Genomic DNA, 21,855 nt, shown 5'->3' on the forward strand with positions numbered 1-21,855 from the left:
GGCCTTTTTCGTGATCCCTGACAAGTTTAAATTTGAACAGGCAAGAACGTCCGAAGCAGAGACACCAAGGAGGCAGCCGTGCGAACGATCAGGAGATCCGCCAGGCTGGCGCTCGGCGCGACGGCCGGCGCGGCACTGGCACTGTCCGGCACCACACCGGCCTCGGCGAGCACGTGGGAGCTCATGCACTCCCACCAGCAGATATGCGTGCAAACCAACCATGACCGGAGCACCTACCTCATTGCCGCGGTCGTCGGAAGCTGGTCGAAGACCATCCAGATGGGGATGAAGAACCTGCCCGCGGGTTCGACGAGCGAGGGTTCGCCGATCCCGCCCGGATCCAACTACACCGACCCCGAGGACGGGTCCACGACGATCAACGGCTGGATCTGGCTGACGATCCCGCCGCTCCCTGCCGGGGCGTACGAGTCGCGGTTAACGGCCTCGGACGGTACGCAGACCCAGTCCAACCCCGTCACCATCAACGTCAAGGACCGGTGCTAGTCGCCAGGTGATCCCTGGCGGAGCAGGCGGGAGTGTCCGGAACCGGCGCGCGAGCCACGAACCGGACACTCCCGACCGCCCGCGATGATAGAGGCATGGCAGACGACAGAACCCGGTGGGACCTGCACGTGGAGATGTACGCCACCGAGGAGCAGGCACAGGAGATCAAGGAGCAGGTGCAGCGCCTGCTGTGCCCCGATCCCGGCCACCGTCCACCGTGTGCGATCCCCTGGTCCACCAGCCTCTACGAAGCCGAGGGCGAAGACGCGGCCGGCCTGGAGGAGCAGTACCTGATCGAGCACGGCGGCGACTCCCGCGGCTGAAACAGGCCACGCGGCCGGGGAGCCTCAGACCGGGCCACCGCCGAAGCTGATCTCGTTGCCCTCCGCGTCGCGGTAGATCACCTTGGTCACGCCGTCGTACGTCTCACGCCCGGCCGGCTCGATGCCCCGCCGGGCGATCTCGGCGACCCGCCCTTCCAGGTCGTCGACGAACTGCAGCACCAAGGCGTTCCCCGCCCGCTCCGGGTCCTGGATGATGTAGATGTAGCGGTTCTCGGCCGTCTCCCAGACCGCCTCGATGTCGTTCGGCAGGAACGAGGGCTGCCCGCCGAAGAGCCGCTCGTACCACGGCAACGCCGCCGCGTAGTCGGTGACGGGGATGCCGGCGAAGAGGTACTGCGCCATGTCGTCCTCCAGAGGCATGGTCGATGTGTCACCGATACCGACCCCCCGCAGCGCCCAAACTCATCGGGCAGTGCAGGCGAACAGGATGTGGGTGCCGCCGTCCACGGCGCCGGGCTCCTGACAGGCGGCGATCTCGTGCTCCAGGAAGCGCGCCCACCGGTCAGGATCGGACTCGAGCGCCGCGAGCGTGTCCGGGTCGCCCAGGGTGGCCCAGTTGCTGGCGGCGGCCGCAACGATCTCCCCACCGGCAGCCCGGACAAGATCGCTCAGGTCGCTGTGGCGGAACATCCGGCAGACATGACCGTCCTGGTCTCCCTTGTGGCGCAGGTCCCCGGTGCGCAGGATCAGATCGTTGGCGTCCTCACCGATGGCCTCGGCCATCTTGACCACGCCGGGCAGGAAGTGCCGCCACGACCCCAGCAAGGACATGACCGAGCCGACGACCAGACCACCCGGCCGGGTGATGCGCAGCAGGCCGCACAGCGCGTCCTCAGCCTGCTCGAAGGCGTACGACAGCGGGCCACCGTACGCGAGCACCAGGTCGAACTCCCCGTCGGCGTATCGGCTGGCGTCGCAGACGTCCACGATCTCCCGGCGCTCCACCGAGGCGTCGGCCGCGCCACCTCGCAGACGTTCCTCGTTGAGCGCCAGCTGCACGGGGGAGAGGTCCGTGACCACGATGCTCGCCCCCAGGGCGGCCAGTTCGGCGGTGAACCGCCCAGGGTTCGCGCCCACCTCCAGGACCCGATGGCCCGGCCGGACGAATCGGGCGAGAAAGCGGCGGTGCACTTCAAGGCCGACGCGGCCCGCCACGTCACCGGTGAGACGGTGCCACTCGGCGTCCCCGAACGCGTCGAAGTATCGGCGCACCTGTCGCCGCGACTCGATCGTCATGGCGACATGATGACAAGAAGCATGATCGCCGGTCGATGGAATTTCCGGGGGTCAGCTCCAAAGCGAAGGGAGGACGCTCGCCGTCGGAGCTGATCGCTAGGAACCGTAATCACGCAGTAAGATATTCAGAAGATCAAAAAGGCCATTTCCGGTCTCCGGAAACGGCCTCTGATCTGGGTGGGGCTACCAGGACTTGAACCTGGGACCTCTTCCTTATCAGGGAAGCGCTCTAACCGTCTGAGCTATAGCCCCGCGCACACCGAACGTTATCGCATCCGGCGATCGGAGGCGAACCGGTTGTTCGGTCGAGAAGAGCTTACCGTGCCCGGCGTGCTGCTCGCGCCGTGCCGGCGAGGGCACGGCGCGAGCCCACGGGCTATTCGGCCTCGCTGAAGGTCACCTCGACGCCCCCGACCAGGTCGGATGCGACGTTGTAGATGACCGCCCCGAGCGTGGCCAGGGCCGTGATGAGCACGACGTTGACCGCGCCGATCAGGGCTGTGTAGCCGAGGATGCGTACGGGCTCGAACCAGGACGCGATGTCGATCGGGATCGAGTTCTGGCCCTGCTCGCCCTGGCCGAGCTGGTCGACCAGGTCGACGATCGAGTCGAACACCCCCAGGGCGGACAGCACACCGTAGAGCACGGCCACCGCCACGAACAGCACCACGAAGCAGACCAGGGACACCACGAAGCTGAACTTCATGGCCGACCATGGTTCGATGCGCCGCAGGACCAGATGGGCCTTACGGGGGAGCCGCGCCCCCGCGCCGCTCGGCTTCTTCTTGGGCAGCTCGACCGCGGGCGGCGGAGCCTCCGTGGCCAGCGACGGGCGGATGCGAACCGTGTCGTTGCCCTCCGGCTGCTTCGGCGCCTGCGGCTGCGAGGGTGGCGGCGCGGGCTTGGAGTCGTCCTTGGCCGGGAAGGGCCTGCCCTGTGCGGGCGAGGTGTCCCGGCTTTCGTCGAAGGTCTCTTTCTCTGCGGGCCGCTTCGGTTGCTGTCCGTTACCCGAAGCCGCCTTAGTTCTGGCGGAGCCACCTTGGGCGCTCATGACTATTCTCCTCCCCCGTCTTCCTCACTCTCCATCGAAGTCTCCATGGACTCCGCGTTCCGGGCGAGGGCCACCACGCTGTCGCCTTCGGCGAGATTCATCAATCGCACTCCCATGGTCTGACGGCCGGACTGTTTGATCTCACCGGCACTCGTCCGGATCACCCCGCCGGCTGATGTGATCGCGAAGACCTCGTCCTCTGGATTGACCATGACGGCTCCGACCAGCTTGCCACGGGAGGATACGATTTTCGCAGTAAGCACGCCTCTACCGCCACGTCCTTGAACTGGATATTGCTCCACTGGCGTCCGTTTTGCGTACCCAGCCTTCGTGGCGATAAGCACGTGTTGACCGTCGGCGATGCGATTCATGGCAAGAAGTTCGTCACCTTCGAGGAACCTCATCCCGATGACGCCGCTGGTCGCCCGGCCCATGGGCCGCAGCGCGTCGTCGGAAGCGGTGAACCGGATCGACTGCGCCCCCTTGGAGACGAGCAGCAGATCGTCTTCCTCGGAGACCAGGCGTGCCCCGATGACCTCGTCGTCGTCGCGCAGGTTGATCGCGATCAGACCGCCGGACCTGGGGGAGTCGTACTCGGCCAGGCGCGTCTTCTTGACCAGCCCGCTGCGGGTGGCGAGGACCAGGTAGGGGGCGACGTTGTAGTCACGCAGGTCGAGGACCTCCATGACGGTCTCGTCGGGCTGCATGGCCAGGAGGTTGGCCAGGTGCATGCCACGGGCGTCGCGGCCGGCGTCGGGAAGTTCGTACGCCTTGACCCGGTAGACCCGGCCCTTGTTCGTGAAGAACAGCAGCCAGTGATGCGTCGTGGTGACGAAGAAGTGGTCGACGATGTCGTCCTGGCGCAGCTGCGCGCCGCGTACGCCCTTGCCTCCGCGCTTCTGGGCGCGGTAGAGGTCGGTACGGGTGCGCTTGGCGTAGCCGCCCCGGGTGATCGTGACGACGATCTCCTCTTCGGCGATCAGGTCTTCGATCGACATGTCGCCGTCGTAGGCGATGATCTCGGTCTTGCGGTCGTCGCCGTAGCGGCCGACCAGCTCGGCCAGCTCGTCGTTGACGATCTCGCGCTGGCGGGCCTCACTGGCCAGGATCGAGTTGTACTCGGCGATCTGCGTCATCAGGGAGTCGTACTCGTCCTGGATCGCCTGCCGCTCCAGGGCGGCCAGCTTGCGCAGCTGCATGTCGAGGATGGCCTGCGCCTGGATCTCGTCGATCCCCAGCAGCCCCATGAGGCCCTGCTGGGCGGCCGAGGCGGACTCCGAGGCCCGGATGAGGGCGATGACCTCGTCGAGCCGGTTGAGTGCCGCCAGCAGGCCGCGCAGGATGTGGGCGCGCTCTTCGGCCTTGCGCAGGAGGTAGCGGGTCCTGCGGACGATGACCTCGATCTGGTGGGCCACGTAGTGCCGGATGAACTGGTCGAGCCTGAGCGTGCGCGGCACGCCGTCGACCAGGGCCAGCATGTTGGCGCCGAAGGTGTCCTGGAGCTGGGTGTGCTTGTAGAGGTTGTTGAGCACGACCTTGGCGACCGCGTCGCGCTTGAGCACGATCACCAGGCGCTGCCCGACCCGCGAGGAGCTCTCGTCGCGTACGTCGGCGATGCCGGTCAGCTTGCCCTCGCGCACCAGCTCAGCGATCTTCAGCGCCAGGTTGTCGGGGTTGACCTGGTAGGGCAGCTCGGTGACGACGAGCGCCTGCCGCCCCTTGTCCTCCTCGACCTCGACCACGGCCCGCATGGTGATCGAGCCGCGCCCGGTGCGGTAGGCGTCTTCGATGCCGCGCCGGCCCACGATCAGCGCGCTGGTGGGGAAGTCGGGCCCCTTGACCAGCTTGATCGAGGCTTCGAGCAGCTCTTCGTCGCTCGCCTCCGGGTTTTCCAGCGCCCACTTGACCGCCGAGGCGACCTCGCGCAGGTTGTGCGGCGGGATGTTGGTGGCCATGCCGACGGCGATGCCGCCCGAGCCGTTGACCAGCAGCTGCGGGAAACGCGCCGGCAGGACGTCGGGTTCCTGTGACTTTCCGTCGTAGTTGGGCCGGAAGTCGACGGTCTCCTTGTCGATGTCGCGCAGCATCTCCATGGCGATGGGCGCGAGCTTGCACTCGGTGTAACGCATCGCCGCCGCGGGGTCGTTGCCCGGCGAGCCGAAGTTGCCCTGCCCGTCGACCAGCGGATAGCGCAGCGACCACGGCTGCGCCAGGCGCACCAGCGCGTCGTAGATCGAGGTGTCGCCATGAGGATGGTAGGTGCCCATCACGTCACCGACGACGCGGGCGCACTTGAAGTAACCGCGGTCGGGACGGTAGCCACCGTCGTACATCGCGTAGAGCACCCGGCGGTGCACCGGTTTGAGCCCGTCGCGCACGTCCGGCAGCGCCCTGGACACGATGACGGACATCGCATAGTCCATGTAACTGCGCTGCATCTCGGACTGGATGTCCACAGGCTCGATGCGTTCAGCCGGGGGAGTGGTGTTCACGTCCGTCACAGGTTGAGGTCCTTCTTCATGGAACGGTGAGCCATGTCCTGCGGCTCACCGTAAGTAGCCGAATCTGCGCCCACGGCCGGTCGCTCAGACGTCGAGGAATCGGACATCGCGAGCGTTGCGGATGATGAAGTCGCGCCTGGCCTCGACGTCCTCGCCCATGAGCACGCTGAACAGGTCGTCGGCCTGGGCCGCGTCGTCGAGCGTGACCAGGCGCAGGAGCCGGGTCTCCGGGTTCATCGTGGTCTCCCAGAGCTGGGCCGCGTTCATCTCGCCCAGGCCCTTGAAGCGTTGTACGTTGTCGCGCGACCGGGGGTCGGGCTTGCCGTTGGCGATGCCTTCTGCGATGACCGCGTCGCGCTCGGGGTCGGAGTAGGCGTAGGAGGCGTCCTCACCCTTGCGATCCCACTTGATCTTGTAGAGGGGCGGGCACGACAGGTAGACGTGCCCCGCCTCGATCAGCGGCCTCATGAACCTGAACAGCAGCGTCAGCAGCAGCGTGTTGATGTGCTGGCCGTCGACGTCGGCGTCGGCCATCAGGATGACCTTGTGGTAGCGCAGCTTGGTGATGTCGAACTCGTCGTGGACGCCGGTGCCGAGCGCGGTGATCAGCGCCTGGACCTCGTTGTTCTTCAGGACCTTGTCGATCCGCGCCTTCTCGACGTTGAGGATCTTGCCGCGGATGGGCAGGATCGCCTGGAAACGCGAGTCGCGGCCGCCCTTGGCGGAGCCTCCCGCCGAGTCGCCCTCGACGATGAACAACTCGCACCGCTCCGGGTCGTTCCACTGGCAGTCGGCCAGCTTGCCCGGCAGGCCGCTGCCCGACTCGAGCAGTGACTTGCGCCTGGTGAGGTCGCGGGCCTGGCGGGCCGCGAGGCGGGCGCGGGAGGCCTGCAGCGACTTGTTGATGATGTCTTTGGCCTCGCCGGGGTTGCGCTCGAGCCAGTCGCGCAGGTGGTCGTTGCACGCCTTCTGGACGAACGACTTGGCCTCGGTGTTGCCGAGCTTGGTCTTGGTCTGGCCCTCGAACTGCGGGTCGGAGAGCTTGACGGAGATGATCGCGGTCAGGCCCTCGCGGACGTCCTCACCGGAGAGGTTGTCGTCTTTGCCCTCTTTGAGGAACTTCTGCTCGCGGGCGTAACGGTTGACGATCGACGTCAGCGCCGCCCGGAAGCCCTCTTCGTGGGTGCCGCCCTCGGCTGTGTTGATCGTGTTGGCGAAGGTGTAGACCGACTCGGAGTAGGAGTTGTTCCACTGCATGGCGATCTCGACCGCGATGCCGTCGCCCTCTTCCTCGAAGGAGATGATCGACGCGTGCGCCGGCTCCTTCTTGGTGTTGAGGTGCTTGACGAAGTCGGCCAGGCCGCCCTCGTAGAAGTAGGTGACCTTGCGCGGTTCGCCGTTGATGTAATCGGGGCGCTCGTCGGTCAGCGTGATCGTCAGGCCCTTGTTGAGGAAGGCCATCTCCTGGAAGCGCCGCGAGAGCGTCTCGTAGTTCCAGGTGGTGGTCTCGAAGACGTCGGCGTCGGGCCAGAACGTGATCGTGGTGCCGGTCTCGTCGGTCTCCTCGCCCTTGGCCAGCGGCGCCATGGGCTTGGACATGTCGAAGCGCACGCGCCAGTAGTGGCCGTTCTGCTTGACCTCGACGTCCATCGCGGTGGACAGCGCGTTGACGACGGCCGAGCCGACGCCGTGCAGGCCGCCCGAGACGGCGTAGGCCTGGCTGTCGAACTTGCCGCCCGCGTGCAGCGTGGTGAGCACGACCTCGACCGCCGAGCGCTTTTCCACAGGATGAATGCCGGTGGGGATGCCGCGACCGTCGTCGACCACGCGCACACCGTTGTCGGCGAGCAGTGTGATGTCGATCCTGCTGGCGAACCCGGCAAGGGCCTCGTCCACCGCGTTGTCCACGATCTCGTAGACCAGGTGGTGCAGACCTCGCTCCCCGGTGGAGCCGATATACATACCCGGGCGCTTGCGAACCGCCTCAAGCCCTTCGAGTACGGTGATTGAGCTAGCGTCGTAGGACAACTGCGAAATCCTCCTGCCGCGGACACGCGGCGGGGGTCGCCATGATTGTCACAAGCTGCCCCTGCCGTGCCCGTCACCGTCGTGAGTGCCCCGATGCGCGGTCACCCAGGGGAGTCGGCTTGCTGCCGGGGTGACACGCAAGCGGACGTGTCCGGAATCCTTTTTCATTCTACCGCCTCCGGAGCCTCAAGGTGGCAATGAACGCGCCTGTGATGCCCGCTAGCTCGTTCGGCCCCCCGGGCGGCATCCCCCCTCCGGATAGGGGGCTTATCGCGTCTGTGGCTTTCTGATCGCCCTTGGCCCCTATCCACAATGTCCGGGCACGCGTTGGGCGCGGCTATCCATAAGTGTCGCCGGGACCCCGACTTCCGGTCACCCGCAATCCACCTGAAGGGCGCGGGGCGTTCTGCGGCCCTCTGACCTTGACCTTCGTCACCGTGCCGTCGCCGAGCTCCTCGTTGAGCCTGCGTACGAGGGTGCGCGCGAGCAGCCGCACCTGCGTGGCCCAGGCCGTCGAGTCGGCCGCGATCAGCACCTCGCCGTCGTCGAACGACTCGGGCCTGGTGTGGGCGGCCAGGTCGGGACCCACGATGTCGGCCCAGCGCCCGAACACCGCGCCGACGGCCGCCGGGCGTTCCCAGCCGCGGTCGGCGAGCAGGTCGGCGATGGCACGACCGAAAAGCTGGGGATCGCCGCCCTCACGGCGCGGCCCCTTCGCTCGGCGTCTGGGCTCGCGCCGGGGGAGCTGGCCGCGTTTGGCCGCGTCGGCCTTGGCCTGGGCGAGCTTCTCCCTGGCCATCGCGGCGCCTCTGGCGGTGGCGTTCTCGTCAGCGGACACGGGTCACGCCCCCCTCGGCGACGTCGTATCTGCCTCCTGAAAGCTCCTTGGGCACGTCGTCGGGCACGGCCGCGGTGATGAGCACCTGCTCGGCCGGCGCGACGATCTCGGCGAGGCGGCGCCTGCGCTGGGTGTCGAGCTCGGCGAACACGTCGTCGAGGATCAGCACGGGATCGCCGCCGTCGGCACGCAGCAGATCGTAGGCGGCCAGCCGCAGCGCCAGCGCGAACGACCAGGACTCGCCGTGGCTGGCGTAGCCGCGGGCGGGCAGGTCGCCGAGACCGAGGATCAGGTCGTCGCGGTGGGGGCCGACGAGTGTGACGCCTCGTTCCAGCTCGGACTGGCGCACCTCCAGCAGGCGCTCGCGGATACGCTCCTCAAGGGTTTTCCCCAGGTCTGTGGATAACGTCTGCGCAGCGGAAGATCCCCGCTCACCGGCGTCTTCGAGCAGTTCGCCACCCTCGCCGTCATCCCCACCTGTGGACAACGTGCTGCGATAGGCCAGCGTCGCCGGAGCGCTCGCGGGGGCGAGCGCGGCGTAGGCCCCCGCGACCAGCGGACGCAGCGCCTCGATGAGCTCGAGCCGGGCCCGCAACAACTCGGCGCCGTGCCTGGCGAGGTGGGCGTCCCACACCTCCAGCGTGCTCAGCACGTCGCCCGCGCCGGCCGCGGCGAACCCGGTGTCGCTCTCCGCCCTCCTGGCGCTCCTGCTGCCTCTGCGGGCCTGCGCGGCCGTACGGAGCAGGGCTCCGCGCTGCTTGAGCACCCGGTCGTAGTCGGCGCGCACACCGGCGAACCTGGGAGCCCTGGACACCAGCAGCTCGTCGAGGAACCGGCGGCGCTCCGACGGGTCGCCCTTGGACAGCGACAGGTCCTCGGGGGCGAACAGCACGGTGCGCAGCAGGCCCACGACGTCGCGCGCCCTCGGCACGGGCGAGCGGTTGAGCCTGGCACGGTTGGCCCGGCCCGGGTTGATCTCCAGCTCGATGAGCGCCCGCCGGTCGTCGCGCTGCACGGCGCAGCGTATGACCGCCCGCGTGGCGCCCTGCCGGACGAGGGGCGCGTCGCCGGCCACCCGGTGGCTGGAGTGCGTCGCGACGTAGCCGAGGGCCTCGACCAGGTTGGTCTTGCCCTGGCCGTTGGGCCCCACGAACGCCGTGACGCCCGGCTCCAGGCCGAGCTCCACGGAGGCGTAGGACCGGAAGTCGGTCAGCGAGAGGTGGGCGACATGCACCCCACGAAGGTTAGTGGGCCACGCGCGCCGCTGCGGTCACCGGCTCGCGAAAGGCGGCGGGGGCCGTGACGGCTAGCGCTCGCTCTCGCGGGGCGGCGTGACGTCGGCGCCCGGCGCGTCGGCGCCCTTGTCCGTGCTGCCCTCAGTCGCGGTGGTCGCGTGCCCGCCGAACTGGTTGCGCAGCGCCGCGACGACCTTCATCGCGGGGGAGTCGTCCTGGCGCGAGGCGAACCTGGCGTAGAGCGCGGCGGTGATGACCGGCAGCGGGACGGCGTGGTCGACGGCCGCCTGCACCGTCCACCGGCCTTCGCCGGAGTCCTGCGCGTAGCCGCGGAGCTGGTCGAGGTGCTCGTCGTCGTCGAGCGCGCGCACCATCAGGTCGAGCAGCCAGGAGCGGATCACGGTGCCGGTGCGCCAGCTGCTGAAGGAGCCCTTGACGTCCTTGACGACGTCGGAGGCCTCGAGCAGCTCCCAGCCCTCCGCGAACGCCTGCATCATGCCGTATTCGATGCCGTTGTGGACCATCTTCGCGAAGTGCCCGGCGCCGACGTCGCCGGCGTGCACGAAGCCGTCCTCGCCCTCGGGCTTGAGCGTGTCGAAGATCGGCATCAGCTGCTCGACGTGGGCGGACTCGCCGCCGCACATGAGCGCGTAGCCGTTCTCCAGGCCCCAGACACCGCCGCTCACGCCACAGTCGACGAACCCGATGCCCTTCTCCGCCAGCTCGCCTGCGTGCTTCTGGTCGTCGCCGTAGTGGGAGTTTCCGCCGTCGACGACGATGTCGCCCTCGTCGAGCAGCTCGCCGAGATCGTCGATCGTGGTCTGGGTGGGCTTGCCCGCGGGCACCATCACCCAGACGGCGCGTGGCGCTCGCAGGCGCTCGGCCAGCTCTTTCAGGCTGCCCACGTCGCTGATCGCCGGGTCACGGTCATAGCCGACGACCTCATGACCGCCGCGGCGCAGCCGCTCGGCCATGTTGCCGCCCATCCTGCCCAGTCCGACCATGCCGATCTGCATGTTGTCTACCCCCTCGTCAGGCTTCCATCATCCCCGAAGGCCGGGTCAGCCTGACAGGCGGATGGGCATGATCAGGTAGCGATAGTCCGGCGCGGCCGCGTCGTCCACAGGCTTGCCACCGGTGAGGATAGCGGGCTTCGTCGAGGTGGTCATCTGCAGCCGGGCCACGTCGGAGTCGATGGCGCCGAGCCCTTCCAGCAGGAACTGGTGGTTGAAGGCGATGTTCATCTCCTCGCCCTCGTAGTCGACGGGCAGCGCCTCGACGGCCTGCGCCTCGTCGCCGCTGCCCGCCTCCAGCACGACCTCGCCGCTCCTGAACGCCAGCCGTACGGGGGTGTTGCGCTCGGCGACCAGGGCCACGCGCTTGACCGCCTCGACGAACGGGCCTGTGGACAGATCGGCGCGGGCGGAGAACTCGGTGGGCAGGAGCGAGCGGTATTTGGGGAACTCGGGGTCGAGCAGCCGGGTCGTGGTGCGCCGCCCGGCGCTGGAGAAGCCGATCATGCCCTCGCCGGTTCCTCCGGCGGAGCTGAGCGCGATCTCCACCTCGGCACCGGTCGCGCCGAGCGCCTTGGCGGTGTCGGCGAGCGTCTTGCCGGGGATCATCGCGATGGCGGAGAAGTCGGGCTGCCCCGGCTGCCACTTCAGCTCGCGTACGGCCAGCCGGTAGCGGTCGGTCGCGGCGAGAGTCACCGTGTCGCCCTCGATCTCCATGCGCACGCCTGTGAGCATCGGCAGCGTGTCGTCCCGGCCCGCGGCGACGGCGACCTGGCCGACGGCCGAGGCGAACACGTCGCTGCCGACGCGGCCCGCGGCCGGCGGCATGGCGGGGAGCGACGGGTAGTCCTCCACAGGCATGGTCAACAGGGTGAATCGCGCGCTGCCGCACGTGACGACCGCCTTGGCGCCGTCGACCACGAAATCCACAGGCTGTGCGGGAAGCGACCGGGTGATCTCGGCGAGCAGCTTGCCCGAGACGAGCACGACCCCCGGCTCGCCGGTGTGGACCTCGAGTGTCACCTCGGCGGAGACCTCGTAGTCGAATCCGGAGAGCTTGAGCTGCTGCTCGTCCGTGACCTCCAGGCGCATGCCGGCGAGCACGGGCACCGACGGTCGCGCCGGGAGGCTGCGTGCCGTCCATGCCACCGCCTCAGCGAGGACGTCTCGCTCGATTCGGAACATCACGGTGATCAGCCTCCTGGGTTCGTCGTTGCTTCAAGGATCTCAAGGATCCACCCTCCCGGGCTCGCGCTCCGGGAGAACCCCTCTATGGGTCTTTGAGTTTCTTAGTAAGAGAGATAAGAGGTCATCACACTAGGGGCTGTGGATCCTGTGGACAACCGGCGTCTTGGCAGGTCAACGGCCATATTTTCATCCACTGCCGCTGTGGGTGACGCCTGGGGAGAACTTCCGCGCCTGGGGACAGAGATTCTTCGCCCACAGGCCGTCCCCAGATCTTGGTGCCTTCATCCACGGCCGGACCGGGGTTATCCACGAGGTTTCCACAGGTTATCCACGGGGTATTAGAGCCCTTTCTGGAGCCCCAGATCCGTTGTTCACAGTCTGTCCACACACTGTCCACTGGTAGTCCCCAGGTTCTCCCCAGGATGTCCCCACCGTTGTCCCCAACCATTGTGGATGGATTTTTCCCAGCATTGTCGGGCGAACGGCGAGTGAATTTTTGCGTTTGCGCTGGTCCACAGTGTTTTCCACAGGCTGTGTATGAACTTAGGATCCACGGGGTGTCTGCTTGATCCGCATTGTCAGCTCGTTGACCTGGTTGTACATCGACCTTCGCTCCGCGATGAGCGAGCGGATCTTGCGCTCGGCGTGCATCACGGTGGTGTGGTCGCGGCCCCCGAACTGCTGGCCGATCTTCGGCAGCGACAGCTCGGTCAGCTCGCGGGCGAGATACATGGCGATCTGCCTGGCGTTGACGAGCGCCCGGCTGCGGGAGGTGCCGCACAGGTCGTCGATGCTGATGCCGAAGTATTGAGCGGTCTCGCTCATGATCGCCGCGATGGTGATCTCGGTGTCGGACTCCGAGGTGATGAGGTCCTTCAGCACCACCTCGGCGAGCTGGAGGTCGACGCCCTGCCGGTTGAGGCTGGCGAACGCGGTGACCCTGATCAGTGCGCCCTCGAGCTCGCGGATGTTGGTGGAGATGCGGCTCGCGATGTATTCGAGCACCTCGGGCGGCGCGGCCAGGCCCTCCTGGATGGCCTTCTTCCTGAGGATGGCGATCCGCGTCTCCAGCTCGGGCGGCTGCACGTCGGTGATCAGGCCCCATTCGAACCGGTTGCGCAGCCGGTCCTCCAGCGTGATCAGCTGCTTGGGCGCCCGGTCACTGGAGATGACGATCTGCTTGTTGGCGTTGTGGAGCGTGTTGAAGGTGTGGAAGAACTCCTCCTGCGTCTGCTCCTTGCCCTCCAGGAACTGGATGTCGTCCACAAGCAGGATGTCGATCGCGCGGTAGCGGCCACGGAACCCGTCGGCCTTGTGGTCGCGGATGCTGTTGATGAAGTCGTTGGTGAACTCTTCCGAGCTCACGTACCTGACCCGCGCTCCGTCGTACAAGCTCTGGGCGTAGTGCCCGATCGCGTGCAGCAGGTGCGTCTTCCCCAGCCCGGAGTCGCCGTAGATGAAGAGAGGGTTGTACGCCTTCGCGGGGGATTCGGCCACCGCCACGGCCGCCGCATGGGCGAACCGGTTGCTGGCGCCGATGACGAATGTCTCGAATGTGTATTTCTGGTTGAGACGGGCTGGTTCGCTGGGCTTGTTGCTCTTGGCCTCCCAACGGTTCGGCGCCGGCTCGGGACTCTTTTCCACAGGCGGTGTGTACGGCTGCGCCTGTTCAAAAGAGAAGCTCTGCTGTGGATATTCGGTGGATATCTGGGGCTGCTCGGGCTGTGGAGAATAGAATTGTGGAGGCTCGGAAGCCTGGTTGTGCTGCGGTTGCGCAGGCTGTGCATAACGCGGCTGACTCTCCACATCCTGGGGATAACCGTGAGTCACAGGCTGTTGATGAACGTCCCCGGGCGGCTGCTCAGGCGCCGTCGTGTCGATCATCACCGCCAGCCGCATCGTCCGGCCGAGCTCCTGCGACAGCGCGTGCGCGACGAGCGGACGCAGCTTGCCCTCGATGAGGTCCTTGAGGAAGTCGTTGGGGACGCCGAGCACGATCGTGTCGTTGGCCAGGGCGATCGGACGCACCATCGACAGCCATGTGCGCTGCTGCACCGGCACGTTCTCATTGAGGAAGTTGGCCAAGGCCCTCGCCCATACCGTGCCGAGGTCGACAGCGTTCATGATGCGGCTCCCCCTCCTCCCTCTCGCGGCCCCCCGCGATCGTTATCCACATGGCGGGGCCGCCTCCGGCTCTCGGCGACCCCTTCGTCCACAGCGTGGCTGCCGGGCTTCTCGTCCCGGCCTCCACAGGCCCTCCACAGGAGATCCACAGGTTGTGCACAGCCTTGGAGCAGGCCCAGAAGGGCCGACAGTATCTATGTGCACAGCTGCGTTCAAGGCGTTGTCCACAGCGTAGTGGCACCTGGGTGCACATACTGTGGACGCCGGGGCGGCAGTGGAAAAGTCGCCTGTGGATTAGTGGACAACCGGTCTGGTTTGACCTGAGCCGCGCTTCCCCCGTAACGTACGACGGTCGGCTTGTCACGCGACGGCTATTTCGCGTGCCCTCGCTTCACTGACGAGCCATCCTGTGTGTTAAGCGCCGTCGTGGCGCATCATCAAGCCTGGAGCCCACCCGTGAGCAAGCGTACTTTCCAGCCGAACAACCGTCGCCGCGCGAAGACCCACGGCTTCCGGCTGCGGATGCGCACCCGGGCCGGTCGCGCCATCCTCGCTGCTCGCCGCCGTAAGGGCCGCGAGAAGCTGTCGGCCTGATCGACCCGCGCCTGATAGTCGGCCCGCCGGTGCATCTCGCCGGCGGGCGTTAGGCGTATACGGTGCTGTCCCGTCAATCCCGCATGCGACGCGGGGACGAGTTCGAGACGGCGGTGCGGCGCGGCAAGCGCGCCGGCCGACCGACTCTAGTGGTGCATTTCACCATTTCCGGGGAGAACGAACCCCTGGTGGGTTTCGTGGTGAGCAAGGCCGTCGGTGACGCCGTGACGCGCAACAAGGTCAAGCGACGGCTCCGACACCTGATGCGGGACCGTCTTGACCGGCTGCCGCGAGGTAGCCTTCTGGTGGTACGCGCCAATCCACCGGCCGCGTCCGCGCGATTCGAGCAGCTGGCCGCCGAGCTCGACTCCGCACTGGAACGTTTGCTCAGGCGGCACGAGTCCTCGACGGGTGGACAGCAGAGATGACAGAGCAGCCGCAAGTGGTGGCGCCGAGCCCCGCCGCTCGGGCGCTCATCCTCCCCATCCGGTTCTACCGGGCCTTCATCGGCCCGATGCTCGGTCCGCGCTGCCGGTTCTACCCGTCGTGCAGCGCGTATGGACTCGAGGCGATCGCCGTGCACGGAGCATTGCGCGGCACGTGGCTGACTGTCCGGCGCATCGGGCGGTGCCACCCATTCCATCCCGGAGGTATTGACCCGGTGCCCCCACGCCCGGTCCGGTCCCACGAAACGCAAGGGAGATAGCTCGGTGGAGCTGTCCTGGCTGAGCTGGCTGTACCAAGCCGTAGCCCAAGTCATCATCTGGATCCATACTGCATTCAGCACGGTCCTCGACCCGGACAGCGGGCTGACCTGGGCGTTGACGATCATCACGCTGACCGTGTTCATGCGGATCCTGATCTTTCCGCTCTTCCTGAAGCAGATGCGATCTTCGCGGAAGATGCAGGAACTCGCCCCCAAGGTGCAGGAGCTGCGCAAGCGTTACAAGAACGACAAGCAGCGGATGAACCAGGAGGTCATGGCGCTCTACCAGGGCGCCGGAGCCAACCCCCTCGGCGGCTGCCTGCCTGTTGTCGCGCAGTTCCCCATCTTCATCTCCATGTTCACCGTGCTCCAGAAGATGGCCAACGGCGAGCCCGACTACGGCATGACGCAGGAGCTGGTCGACAGCGCGAGAAGCGCCCACATCTTCGGCGCCCCGCTGCCCGCCCACTTCTGGATGTCGGCCGAGCAGCTCGCGACGTTCCAGGCCGGCGCGGTGCAGACGAAGATCGTGCTGGGCATCTTCGTGGCGATCAGCTCGCTCACCACGTTCCTCACCGTGCGGCAGAGCGTCACCCGGTCCATGGCTCAGATGCCGGACAACCCCATGGCGCAGCAGCAGAAGATCTTGATGTACATCTCGCCGCTGTTCGCCATCTTCAGCCTCAACTTCCCCCTTGGCCTGATCCTCTACTGGGTCACCACCAACGTGTGGACGCTCGGCCAGCAGCACTGGTTCTACAGCCGGCACCCGATGCCGCAGTACGACGCCAAGGGCAACGTGATCCCCGTGCCGCCGAAGCAGGGTCTGATCGCGAAGATTCGCAAGACACCCCCTGAGGAGCAGGCGCCGCCGCCCCCGCCGGAGCCTAAGATCATCAGGCAACAGCCGAGCCGCCAGTCCCGCAGCAAGCGCACCGGCAGCAAGAAGTCGTGAACACGAAGGAGAGGCCGGCCATGACCGAGGCCGAGCAGGACCAGGCTCCTGATCTCAGCGCGCTGGAGCAGGAAGGCGAGATCGCTGCCGACTACGTCGAGGGCCTTCTCGACATCGCCGACATCGACGGCGACATCGACATGGACGTCGAGGGCGATCGCGCCCTGGTCTCCGTGGTCGGGCTCAAGGGCACCGAGCTGGTAGGGCCCGGGGGAGAGGTCCTCGAAGCGCTGCAGGAGCTGACCCGCCTGGCCGTGCACCGGCAGACCGGCGAGCGTTCCAGGTTGATGCTCGACGTGGCCGGCTACCGCGAGCGCCGCAGGGCGGAGCTGACCAAACTCGGCACCGAGGTCGCCAACCAGGTCAGGGAGCGCGGCGAGCCGAAGTCCCTGCACCCGATGACGCCGTTCGAGCGCAAGATCGTCCACGACGCCGTGGCGTCCGCCGGGCTCCGCAGCGAGTCGGAGGGCGAGGAGCCTCAGCGGTACGTCGTGGTCCTGCCTGCTTGACACGTCCCAACCGGCCGTCTGCCCGCCGCCTGAACGCGGGGGCAGGCGGCCGTTCGCATGTTCAGCCATCGTGACCGGCCGCCACGCGGGCACCCACGTCGACGCGCTCGGCCGCACGGCTCCTCGCGGCTCGCGCGGCCCGGCGTCAGCCCCGGGACAGCCCGCTAGTCTTCCCCTGTGATCGCACATCTAGCCTTGGGTGGGGGACGAACTCCTGACGTCCTCGCTGTCCCGAGGGCGATCGGCGTCCGGCTTCGACCAAGCACCAAGAAAGGGCCACCGACCAGTGAGCGATGAGCTTCCGGAGCCGCCGGAGATAGCGCGTGACGTCTTCACCGGGGAGGCTTGGGGGCGTGCTAACACGTACGCCGAGCTGCTGGCGGGTCCTGGAGTCGTCCGCGGGCTGCTGGGTCCGCGGGAGGTACCGCGGATCTGGGATCGCCACCTGCTCAACTGCGCGGTCGTGGCGGAGGTCGTGCCGCCTGGCGTGCGCCTGGTGGACATCGGCTCCGGCGCCGGGCTGCCGGGGCTCGTGCTGGCGATCGTCCGTCCGGACATCACGGTCACGCTCCTGGAGCCGCTGCTTCGGCGTACCGTGTTCCTGCAGGAGTGCGTCGACACGCTCAAGCTCGGCAACGTCGAGGTGCTGCGCGGGCGGGCGGAGGAGCTGGCGGGCAAACGCGAGTACGACATCGCCAGCGCTCGCGCGGTGGCCCCGCTCGAACGCCTCCTCCGATGGGCCATGCCGCTGCTGTGCGAAGGCGGCGAGCTGATCGCCATGAAGGGGGAGCGTGCCGCGGGCGAGCTCGCCGAGGCGGAGGCCGAATTGCGCGCCACCGGAGCCCGAACGGCTGAGCTCGTGACCGTCGGGCGCGGTAAGGTCGAGCCGCCTGCAACATTGGTTCGGGTGGTAGCGGGTCGCGCGCCGGAGCGAGCCGGGCGGCGACGAAGGAGGTGACGGTTGTGCCAGTCGCGTCAAGCGGTCTTGGCTGGCCGGACAGCCGTCCGTCCGAGAGTCCAACGGGAGTTGGCTGGCCCGAAATGGGCGTGTCGCGACAGTCAATTCCCGGCACCGGCACACCACTCGTTGAAAGGATGGCCATCGTGACCCAGACCCCCCTGAACCCCGGCGAATCGCCGTTGGTAAGAGAGGCGCTCAGCTCAGTGGTTTCACGTGAAACATCCGCAACCCCGACGGCCGTCCAGTCCGGCGAGAGCCCCAACGGCGGCGACGGCAGCTGGCCTCGCCCGGCCAAGACGAGGGTGATCGCGGTGGCCAACCAGAAGGGCGGCGTGGGCAAGACCACCACCTCGGTCAACATCGCCGCCGCCCTGTCGATGCACGGCCAGCGAGTCCTCGTGGTCGATCTCGACCCTCAGGGCAACGCTTCCACGGCGCTGGCCACGGAGCACCGCGGCGACGTGCCTGATGTCTATCAGGTGCTTGTGGACGACCTGCCCATGGCCGACATCGTCAAGCAAGTGCCCGACATGCCCAACCTCTATTGCGCTCCGGCGACCATCGACCTGGCGGGTGCGGAGATCGAGCTGGTCTCCCTGGTGGCGAGGGAGGCCCGCCTCCGCCGCGCGCTGGCAGCCTACGACGCGATCGACCTCGACTACATCGTCATCGACTGCCCGCCGTCCCTGGGGCTCCTGACCGTGAACGCCTTGGTGGCCGCCGACGAGGTCATGATCCCCATCCAGTGCGAGTACTACGCGCTGGAGGGCCTCGGCCAGCTCCTCAGGAACGTTGACTTGATCAAGGCGCACCTCAACCCGACCCTCAACCTGTCGACGATCGTTCTCACGATGTACGACGGCCGCACCCGGCTGGCCTCGCAGGTGGCGGACGAGGTGCGGGCCCATTTCGGCGAAACGGTGCTCAACACGGTCATCCCGCGCAGCGTTCGCCTGTCGGAGGCGCCCAGCTACGGCCAGTCGGTCATGACGTACGACCCGGGGTCCAGCGGCGCGATGGCCTACATGGACGCCGCCCGGGAGATCGCCCACCGCGCCACGGTCGCCTGAAGTTCGCGCCGCCGCAGGGCGTGGTTGCCGCGCGTCGACCGTCGTCCACACCCATTCACGTCACCTGATGCCGGCTGGGCGGGGAGAAGCGTGAGATCGTGGGGGCGGTCATGAGTTGGGCAGATTTGTGATCGTCTCGGGGTAAATCCAACGGGACGGCGTGTGGCGAGCGGACACTCCGTCCGGCGCACAACGGTAACCTCTCCAGGAGTGACCGGAATGGACCGGCTGGATGAGGAGACGCAGTGAGTCAGCAGCGGCGGGGATTGGGCAAGGGGCTCGGGGCGCTCATCCCGACCGGTCCCATCGTTGACGGCACGGGGGCGGTTCCGTCCTCGGCCAACGGGTCAACGGCGGAGACGGGCCCGAAGCCGGTCGCCGGGGCGTACTTTAAGGAGATCGCCCTGGAGGCGATCGTTCCCAACCCGCGCCAGCCTCGTGAAGTCTTCGACGGCGAACGCCTCGAGGAGCTTGCGAAGTCCATCCGCGAGGTGGGGCTCCTGCAGCCGATCGTGGTGCGGTCCGTCGGCGGCGGGCAGTACGAGCTGATCATGGGGGAGCGGCGCTGGCGGGCGTGCAAGCAGGTGGGTCTCGACCCGGTCCCCGCGATCGTCCGCAACACGCAGGACACCGACCTCCTGCGGGACGCGCTCATCGAAAACCTTCAGCGTGAGCAGCTGAACCCGTTGGAAGAGGCCGCGGCGTACCAGCAACTTCTTGACGACTTCCAGGCGACGCACGACCAGCTGGCACAGAAGGTCGGCCGCTCGCGTTCTCACATCACCAACACCCTCCGCCTGCTGAACCTCCCGCCCGAGATCCAACCCAAGGTTGCCGCCGGTGTCATCAGTGCCGGCCACGCACGGGCTCTGCTCGGGTTGAGCTCCGTAGAAGAGCAGATCCAGCTCGCGCAGCGGATCGTGGCGGAGCTCCTTTCGGTACGGGCGGTCGAAGAGATCGTCGCCATGGGAAGCGCCCAGGCCGCCCAGAAGGCTCCCCGTGAACGCCAGGCCGCCAAGCCCACCGCCCCCGGGCTCACCCATCTCGCCGACCGCCTCTCCGACCACTTCGAGACCAAGGTCAAGGTCGATCTGGGACGCCGTAAGGGGCGCATCGTCGTGGAGTTCGCGACGATCGATGACCTTGAGCGCATCATCGACACCATGGCGCCTGAGGCCGTACGGGCAATGCGGGACGCGCAGGAGTGACCGACCGGCTGTTTCACGTGAAACCACGCTGCGAGTGAGGCGCTGTTTCACGTGAAACAGCCGGTCCCGCTTCACATGCCCGGAGGCGGGCAGGTCGTCGTCGCAGTCCCCTCTGGGTCCAGGGCGATAGAGACGCCGAGAGCGATGAACCGTCGCGGAGTCAAACGTGCGGGCGTGGGAGTGACGTTCGCGGCACTCGACTGCGCAGAGGCAGATCCAACTGTGTGACCCGACAGGATAAGCACGCCGCCACGATGGGGCGCCCGTGCGAGATGTAGTGCTCGAGCGCCCGCGGTGGATGAAGGCTGCTCGGTGGACTTCATGGAAGAGATGCCAGCCCGAGACGGATGCCGCTGTGTTTCACGTGGAACCTGGGCCGGGGATTCTGGCGGGCAGCCTCCCGCGTGTTTCACGTGAAACGCGGGAGGTCACATGGCGGCCTTGCGGAGGTCATCGAGAAAGTCGTCGACATGGTCGGGGGTCGTGTCGAAGGCGGTCATCCAGCGGACGACGCCGGTGGCCTCGTCCCAGTAGTGGAACAGGTACCGCTGCAGGAGCGTCGTGGCCACCGTCGGCGGCAAGGTGGCGAAGACGGCGTTGGACTGCACAGGGTAAGCCAACGACACCCCGGCGATGCCCTCCAGCCCACCTGCCAGTCGCGTCGCCATCCGGTTGGCGTGATCAGCGTTCTGCCGCCACAAGTCGTTCGTCAGGAGCGCCGACAGTTGGGCCGAGATGAAGCGCATCTTCGAGGCGAGCTGGAGCGACTGGCGGCGCAGGAACGGCACGGCCCGGGTCAGCTCGGAGTCGAGCACCACAACGGCCTCGGCGGCCAGCGCACCGTTCTTGGTGCCGCCGAAGCTGAAGACGTCCACTCCCACGTCGGTGGTGATGGCTTTCAGATCGCAGTCCAGGAAGGCGGCGGCGTTGGCGAGCCGTGCGCCGTCCACGTGAAGGCGGAGTCCGGCCTCGTGTGCCGTCTCCGCGAGGGCGGCGATCTCTTCGGCGGAGTAGGTGGTGCCGAGTTCCGTGCACTGGGAGATGGAGACGACGGCGGGCTGGGATTCGTGGTGGTTGCCGATACCGCCCAGGCGAGCCTTGATGTCGTCGGGTTGGAGCTTGCCCTGCGCGGTGGGAATCGTCATCAGCTTCACGCCGAGCAGCCGCTCAGCCGCCCCTGCTTCATGGGTGGCGATGTGGGCGCTGTCGGCGCAGACAATGGCGTCGTAGCGGCCGAGCATCAGGGCGAGGCCGACCATGTTGGCGCCTGCTCCGTTGAGCACCGCGAAGCCCTCCGCGTCCGGCCCGAACACCTCCTTGATCCCTTCTTCGAAGGCTGCGGTCCAGCGGTCGCGGCCGTAGGCGGGCGCGTCTCCGTCGTTCGCGGCGGCCATGGCCGCCAGGATGTCCGGGTGCACGCCCGCGTGGTTGTCGCTGGCGAAGCTCTTGGGGTACGTCGAATCGATCAGCACACCGCAAGGCTACTTTCACAACCGACGCAGACCACTTCGGGGCAGGGGAGACGGGTGCCCGGCAAGCCATCACGGGCCGGTTGTCGACGGGTTCTGTGCTTGCCGCATGCCGGTGGGATTCGGAGTGGCGGCGCTGCCGTGGGTCGGGCGGATTGGCAGTGGCGACGCCGTCGTGGGTCGAACTCCAGGTGTGGGATCAGGTCCGCGCGCGGTGGGTCGCAAGGGCGGGAACGGTCCGTGTCTTGGGTGGGTTCCGTGGGGGGTGTGGGTCCGTGTCCGGGGTCGGCTCCAGAGGCAGTGCGGGACCGTGCCTCAAGT

The 21,855-nt window shown here is 67.4% G+C and carries 21 protein-coding genes and 1 tRNA gene; 10 read left to right on the plus strand and 12 right to left on the minus strand.

Going from position 1 to position 21,855, the window contains the following annotated elements:
- Positions 1-78: 78 nt before the first annotated feature.
- Both ABGB01_RS42255 and ABGB01_RS42260 read left to right on the plus strand, forming a co-directional pair.
- On the plus strand, positions 79-504 hold the full coding sequence (locus tag ABGB01_RS42255) for a DUF5980 family protein (protein WP_347779650.1): 426 nt from the start codon (positions 79-81) through the stop codon (positions 502-504).
- Between the two features lie 95 nt (positions 505-599).
- A complete protein-coding gene (locus tag ABGB01_RS42260) occupies positions 600-827 on the plus strand; it encodes a hypothetical protein (RefSeq protein WP_347779651.1) in 228 nt (75 codons plus the stop codon).
- A gap of 24 nt (positions 828-851) precedes the next feature.
- Here the strand turns inward: ABGB01_RS42260 and ABGB01_RS42265 are convergent, their stop codons facing one another.
- The 11 genes from ABGB01_RS42265 to dnaA form a co-directional block, all read right to left on the minus strand.
- Positions 852-1,190 carry a VOC family protein gene (locus tag ABGB01_RS42265; RefSeq protein WP_347622915.1) on the minus strand — a complete coding sequence of 113 codons (339 nt, stop codon included), beginning with the start codon at positions 1,188-1,190 and terminating at the stop codon, positions 852-854.
- Positions 1,191-1,250: 60 nt separating this feature from the next.
- Complete coding sequence (locus ABGB01_RS42270) at positions 1,251-2,084, minus strand: class I SAM-dependent methyltransferase (RefSeq protein ID WP_347779652.1); 834 nt, start codon at positions 2,082-2,084, stop codon at positions 1,251-1,253.
- A gap of 178 nt (positions 2,085-2,262) precedes the next feature.
- Positions 2,263-2,336: transfer RNA gene (locus ABGB01_RS42275), tRNA-Ile, on the minus strand.
- Positions 2,337-2,460: 124 nt separating this feature from the next.
- Positions 2,461-3,135, minus strand: coding sequence for a DUF3566 domain-containing protein (locus tag ABGB01_RS42280; RefSeq protein ID WP_347779654.1), 675 nt, complete (start codon positions 3,133-3,135; stop codon positions 2,461-2,463).
- Positions 3,136-3,137: 2 nt separating this feature from the next.
- The gene (gyrA, locus tag ABGB01_RS42285; RefSeq protein WP_347779656.1) at positions 3,138-5,636 is read right to left on the minus strand and encodes a DNA gyrase subunit A; all 2,499 of its coding nucleotides are present in this window, start codon (positions 5,634-5,636) and stop codon (positions 3,138-3,140) included.
- Positions 5,637-5,720: 84 nt separating this feature from the next.
- Positions 5,721-7,664 (minus strand): DNA topoisomerase (ATP-hydrolyzing) subunit B, encoded by a 1,944-nt coding sequence (gene gyrB / locus ABGB01_RS42290; protein WP_347779657.1) that lies wholly within the window; start codon positions 7,662-7,664, stop codon positions 5,721-5,723.
- 337 nt (positions 7,665-8,001) lie between these two features.
- Positions 8,002-8,502, minus strand: coding sequence for a DciA family protein (locus ABGB01_RS42295; protein WP_347779658.1), 501 nt, complete (start codon positions 8,500-8,502; stop codon positions 8,002-8,004).
- Complete coding sequence (gene recF / locus ABGB01_RS42300; protein WP_347779660.1) at positions 8,492-9,736, minus strand: DNA replication/repair protein RecF; 1,245 nt, start codon at positions 9,734-9,736, stop codon at positions 8,492-8,494. Before recF ends, ABGB01_RS42295 begins: the two co-directional genes overlap by 11 nt.
- A 72-nt stretch (positions 9,737-9,808) precedes the next feature.
- Positions 9,809-10,753, minus strand: coding sequence for a phosphogluconate dehydrogenase (NAD(+)-dependent, decarboxylating) (gnd, locus tag ABGB01_RS42305; protein ID WP_347779661.1), 945 nt, complete (start codon positions 10,751-10,753; stop codon positions 9,809-9,811).
- A 45-nt stretch (positions 10,754-10,798) separates the two neighbouring features.
- The gene (dnaN, locus tag ABGB01_RS42310; protein ID WP_347779663.1) at positions 10,799-11,938 is read right to left on the minus strand and encodes a DNA polymerase III subunit beta; all 1,140 of its coding nucleotides are present in this window, start codon (positions 11,936-11,938) and stop codon (positions 10,799-10,801) included.
- Positions 11,939-12,481: 543 nt separating this feature from the next.
- Positions 12,482-14,062, minus strand: a complete 1,581-nt coding sequence (gene dnaA, locus ABGB01_RS42315; RefSeq protein ID WP_347779665.1) for a chromosomal replication initiator protein DnaA — start codon at positions 14,060-14,062, stop codon at positions 12,482-12,484.
- 456 nt (positions 14,063-14,518) lie between these two features.
- On the opposite strand from dnaA, the gene rpmH reads away from it, so the two are divergent.
- The 8 genes from rpmH (at position 14,519) to ABGB01_RS42355 (ending at position 20,065) form a co-directional block, all read left to right on the plus strand.
- Entirely contained in the window at positions 14,519-14,656 is a 138-nt protein-coding gene (gene rpmH, locus ABGB01_RS42320) for a 50S ribosomal protein L34 (protein WP_043614899.1), read from the plus strand.
- A gap of 62 nt (positions 14,657-14,718) precedes the next feature.
- Positions 14,719-15,084 carry a ribonuclease P protein component gene (gene rnpA, locus ABGB01_RS42325; protein WP_347779666.1) on the plus strand — a complete coding sequence of 122 codons (366 nt, stop codon included), beginning with the start codon at positions 14,719-14,721 and terminating at the stop codon, positions 15,082-15,084.
- Complete coding sequence (yidD, locus tag ABGB01_RS42330) at positions 15,081-15,362, plus strand: membrane protein insertion efficiency factor YidD (protein ID WP_132632270.1); 282 nt, start codon at positions 15,081-15,083, stop codon at positions 15,360-15,362. Before rnpA ends, yidD begins: the two co-directional genes overlap by 4 nt.
- Positions 15,363-15,366: 4 nt before the next feature.
- On the plus strand, positions 15,367-16,317 hold the full coding sequence (yidC, locus tag ABGB01_RS42335) for a membrane protein insertase YidC (protein WP_347650659.1): 951 nt from the start codon (positions 15,367-15,369) through the stop codon (positions 16,315-16,317).
- A 20-nt stretch (positions 16,318-16,337) separates the two neighbouring features.
- Positions 16,338-16,826 carry a R3H domain-containing nucleic acid-binding protein gene (locus ABGB01_RS42340; RefSeq protein WP_347779667.1) on the plus strand — a complete coding sequence of 163 codons (489 nt, stop codon included), beginning with the start codon at positions 16,338-16,340 and terminating at the stop codon, positions 16,824-16,826.
- 286 nt (positions 16,827-17,112) lie between these two features.
- Positions 17,113-17,784 carry a 16S rRNA (guanine(527)-N(7))-methyltransferase RsmG gene (rsmG, locus tag ABGB01_RS42345; protein ID WP_347779668.1) on the plus strand — a complete coding sequence of 224 codons (672 nt, stop codon included), beginning with the start codon at positions 17,113-17,115 and terminating at the stop codon, positions 17,782-17,784.
- 146 nt (positions 17,785-17,930) lie between these two features.
- Positions 17,931-18,857, plus strand: a complete 927-nt coding sequence (locus ABGB01_RS42350; protein ID WP_347622934.1) for a ParA family protein — start codon at positions 17,931-17,933, stop codon at positions 18,855-18,857.
- A 245-nt stretch (positions 18,858-19,102) separates the two neighbouring features.
- Positions 19,103-20,065, plus strand: coding sequence for a ParB/RepB/Spo0J family partition protein (locus ABGB01_RS42355; RefSeq protein WP_347779669.1), 963 nt, complete (start codon positions 19,103-19,105; stop codon positions 20,063-20,065).
- A 428-nt stretch (positions 20,066-20,493) separates the two neighbouring features.
- Here the strand turns inward: ABGB01_RS42355 and ABGB01_RS42360 are convergent, their stop codons facing one another.
- Positions 20,494-21,537 (minus strand): aminotransferase class V-fold PLP-dependent enzyme, encoded by a 1,044-nt coding sequence (locus tag ABGB01_RS42360; RefSeq protein ID WP_347779670.1) that lies wholly within the window; start codon positions 21,535-21,537, stop codon positions 20,494-20,496.
- Positions 21,538-21,855 lie beyond the last annotated feature (318 nt).

This window comes from Nonomuraea sp. B5E05, assembly GCF_039880665.1.
Classification (GTDB): Bacteria; Actinomycetota; Actinomycetes; order Streptosporangiales; family Streptosporangiaceae; genus Nonomuraea.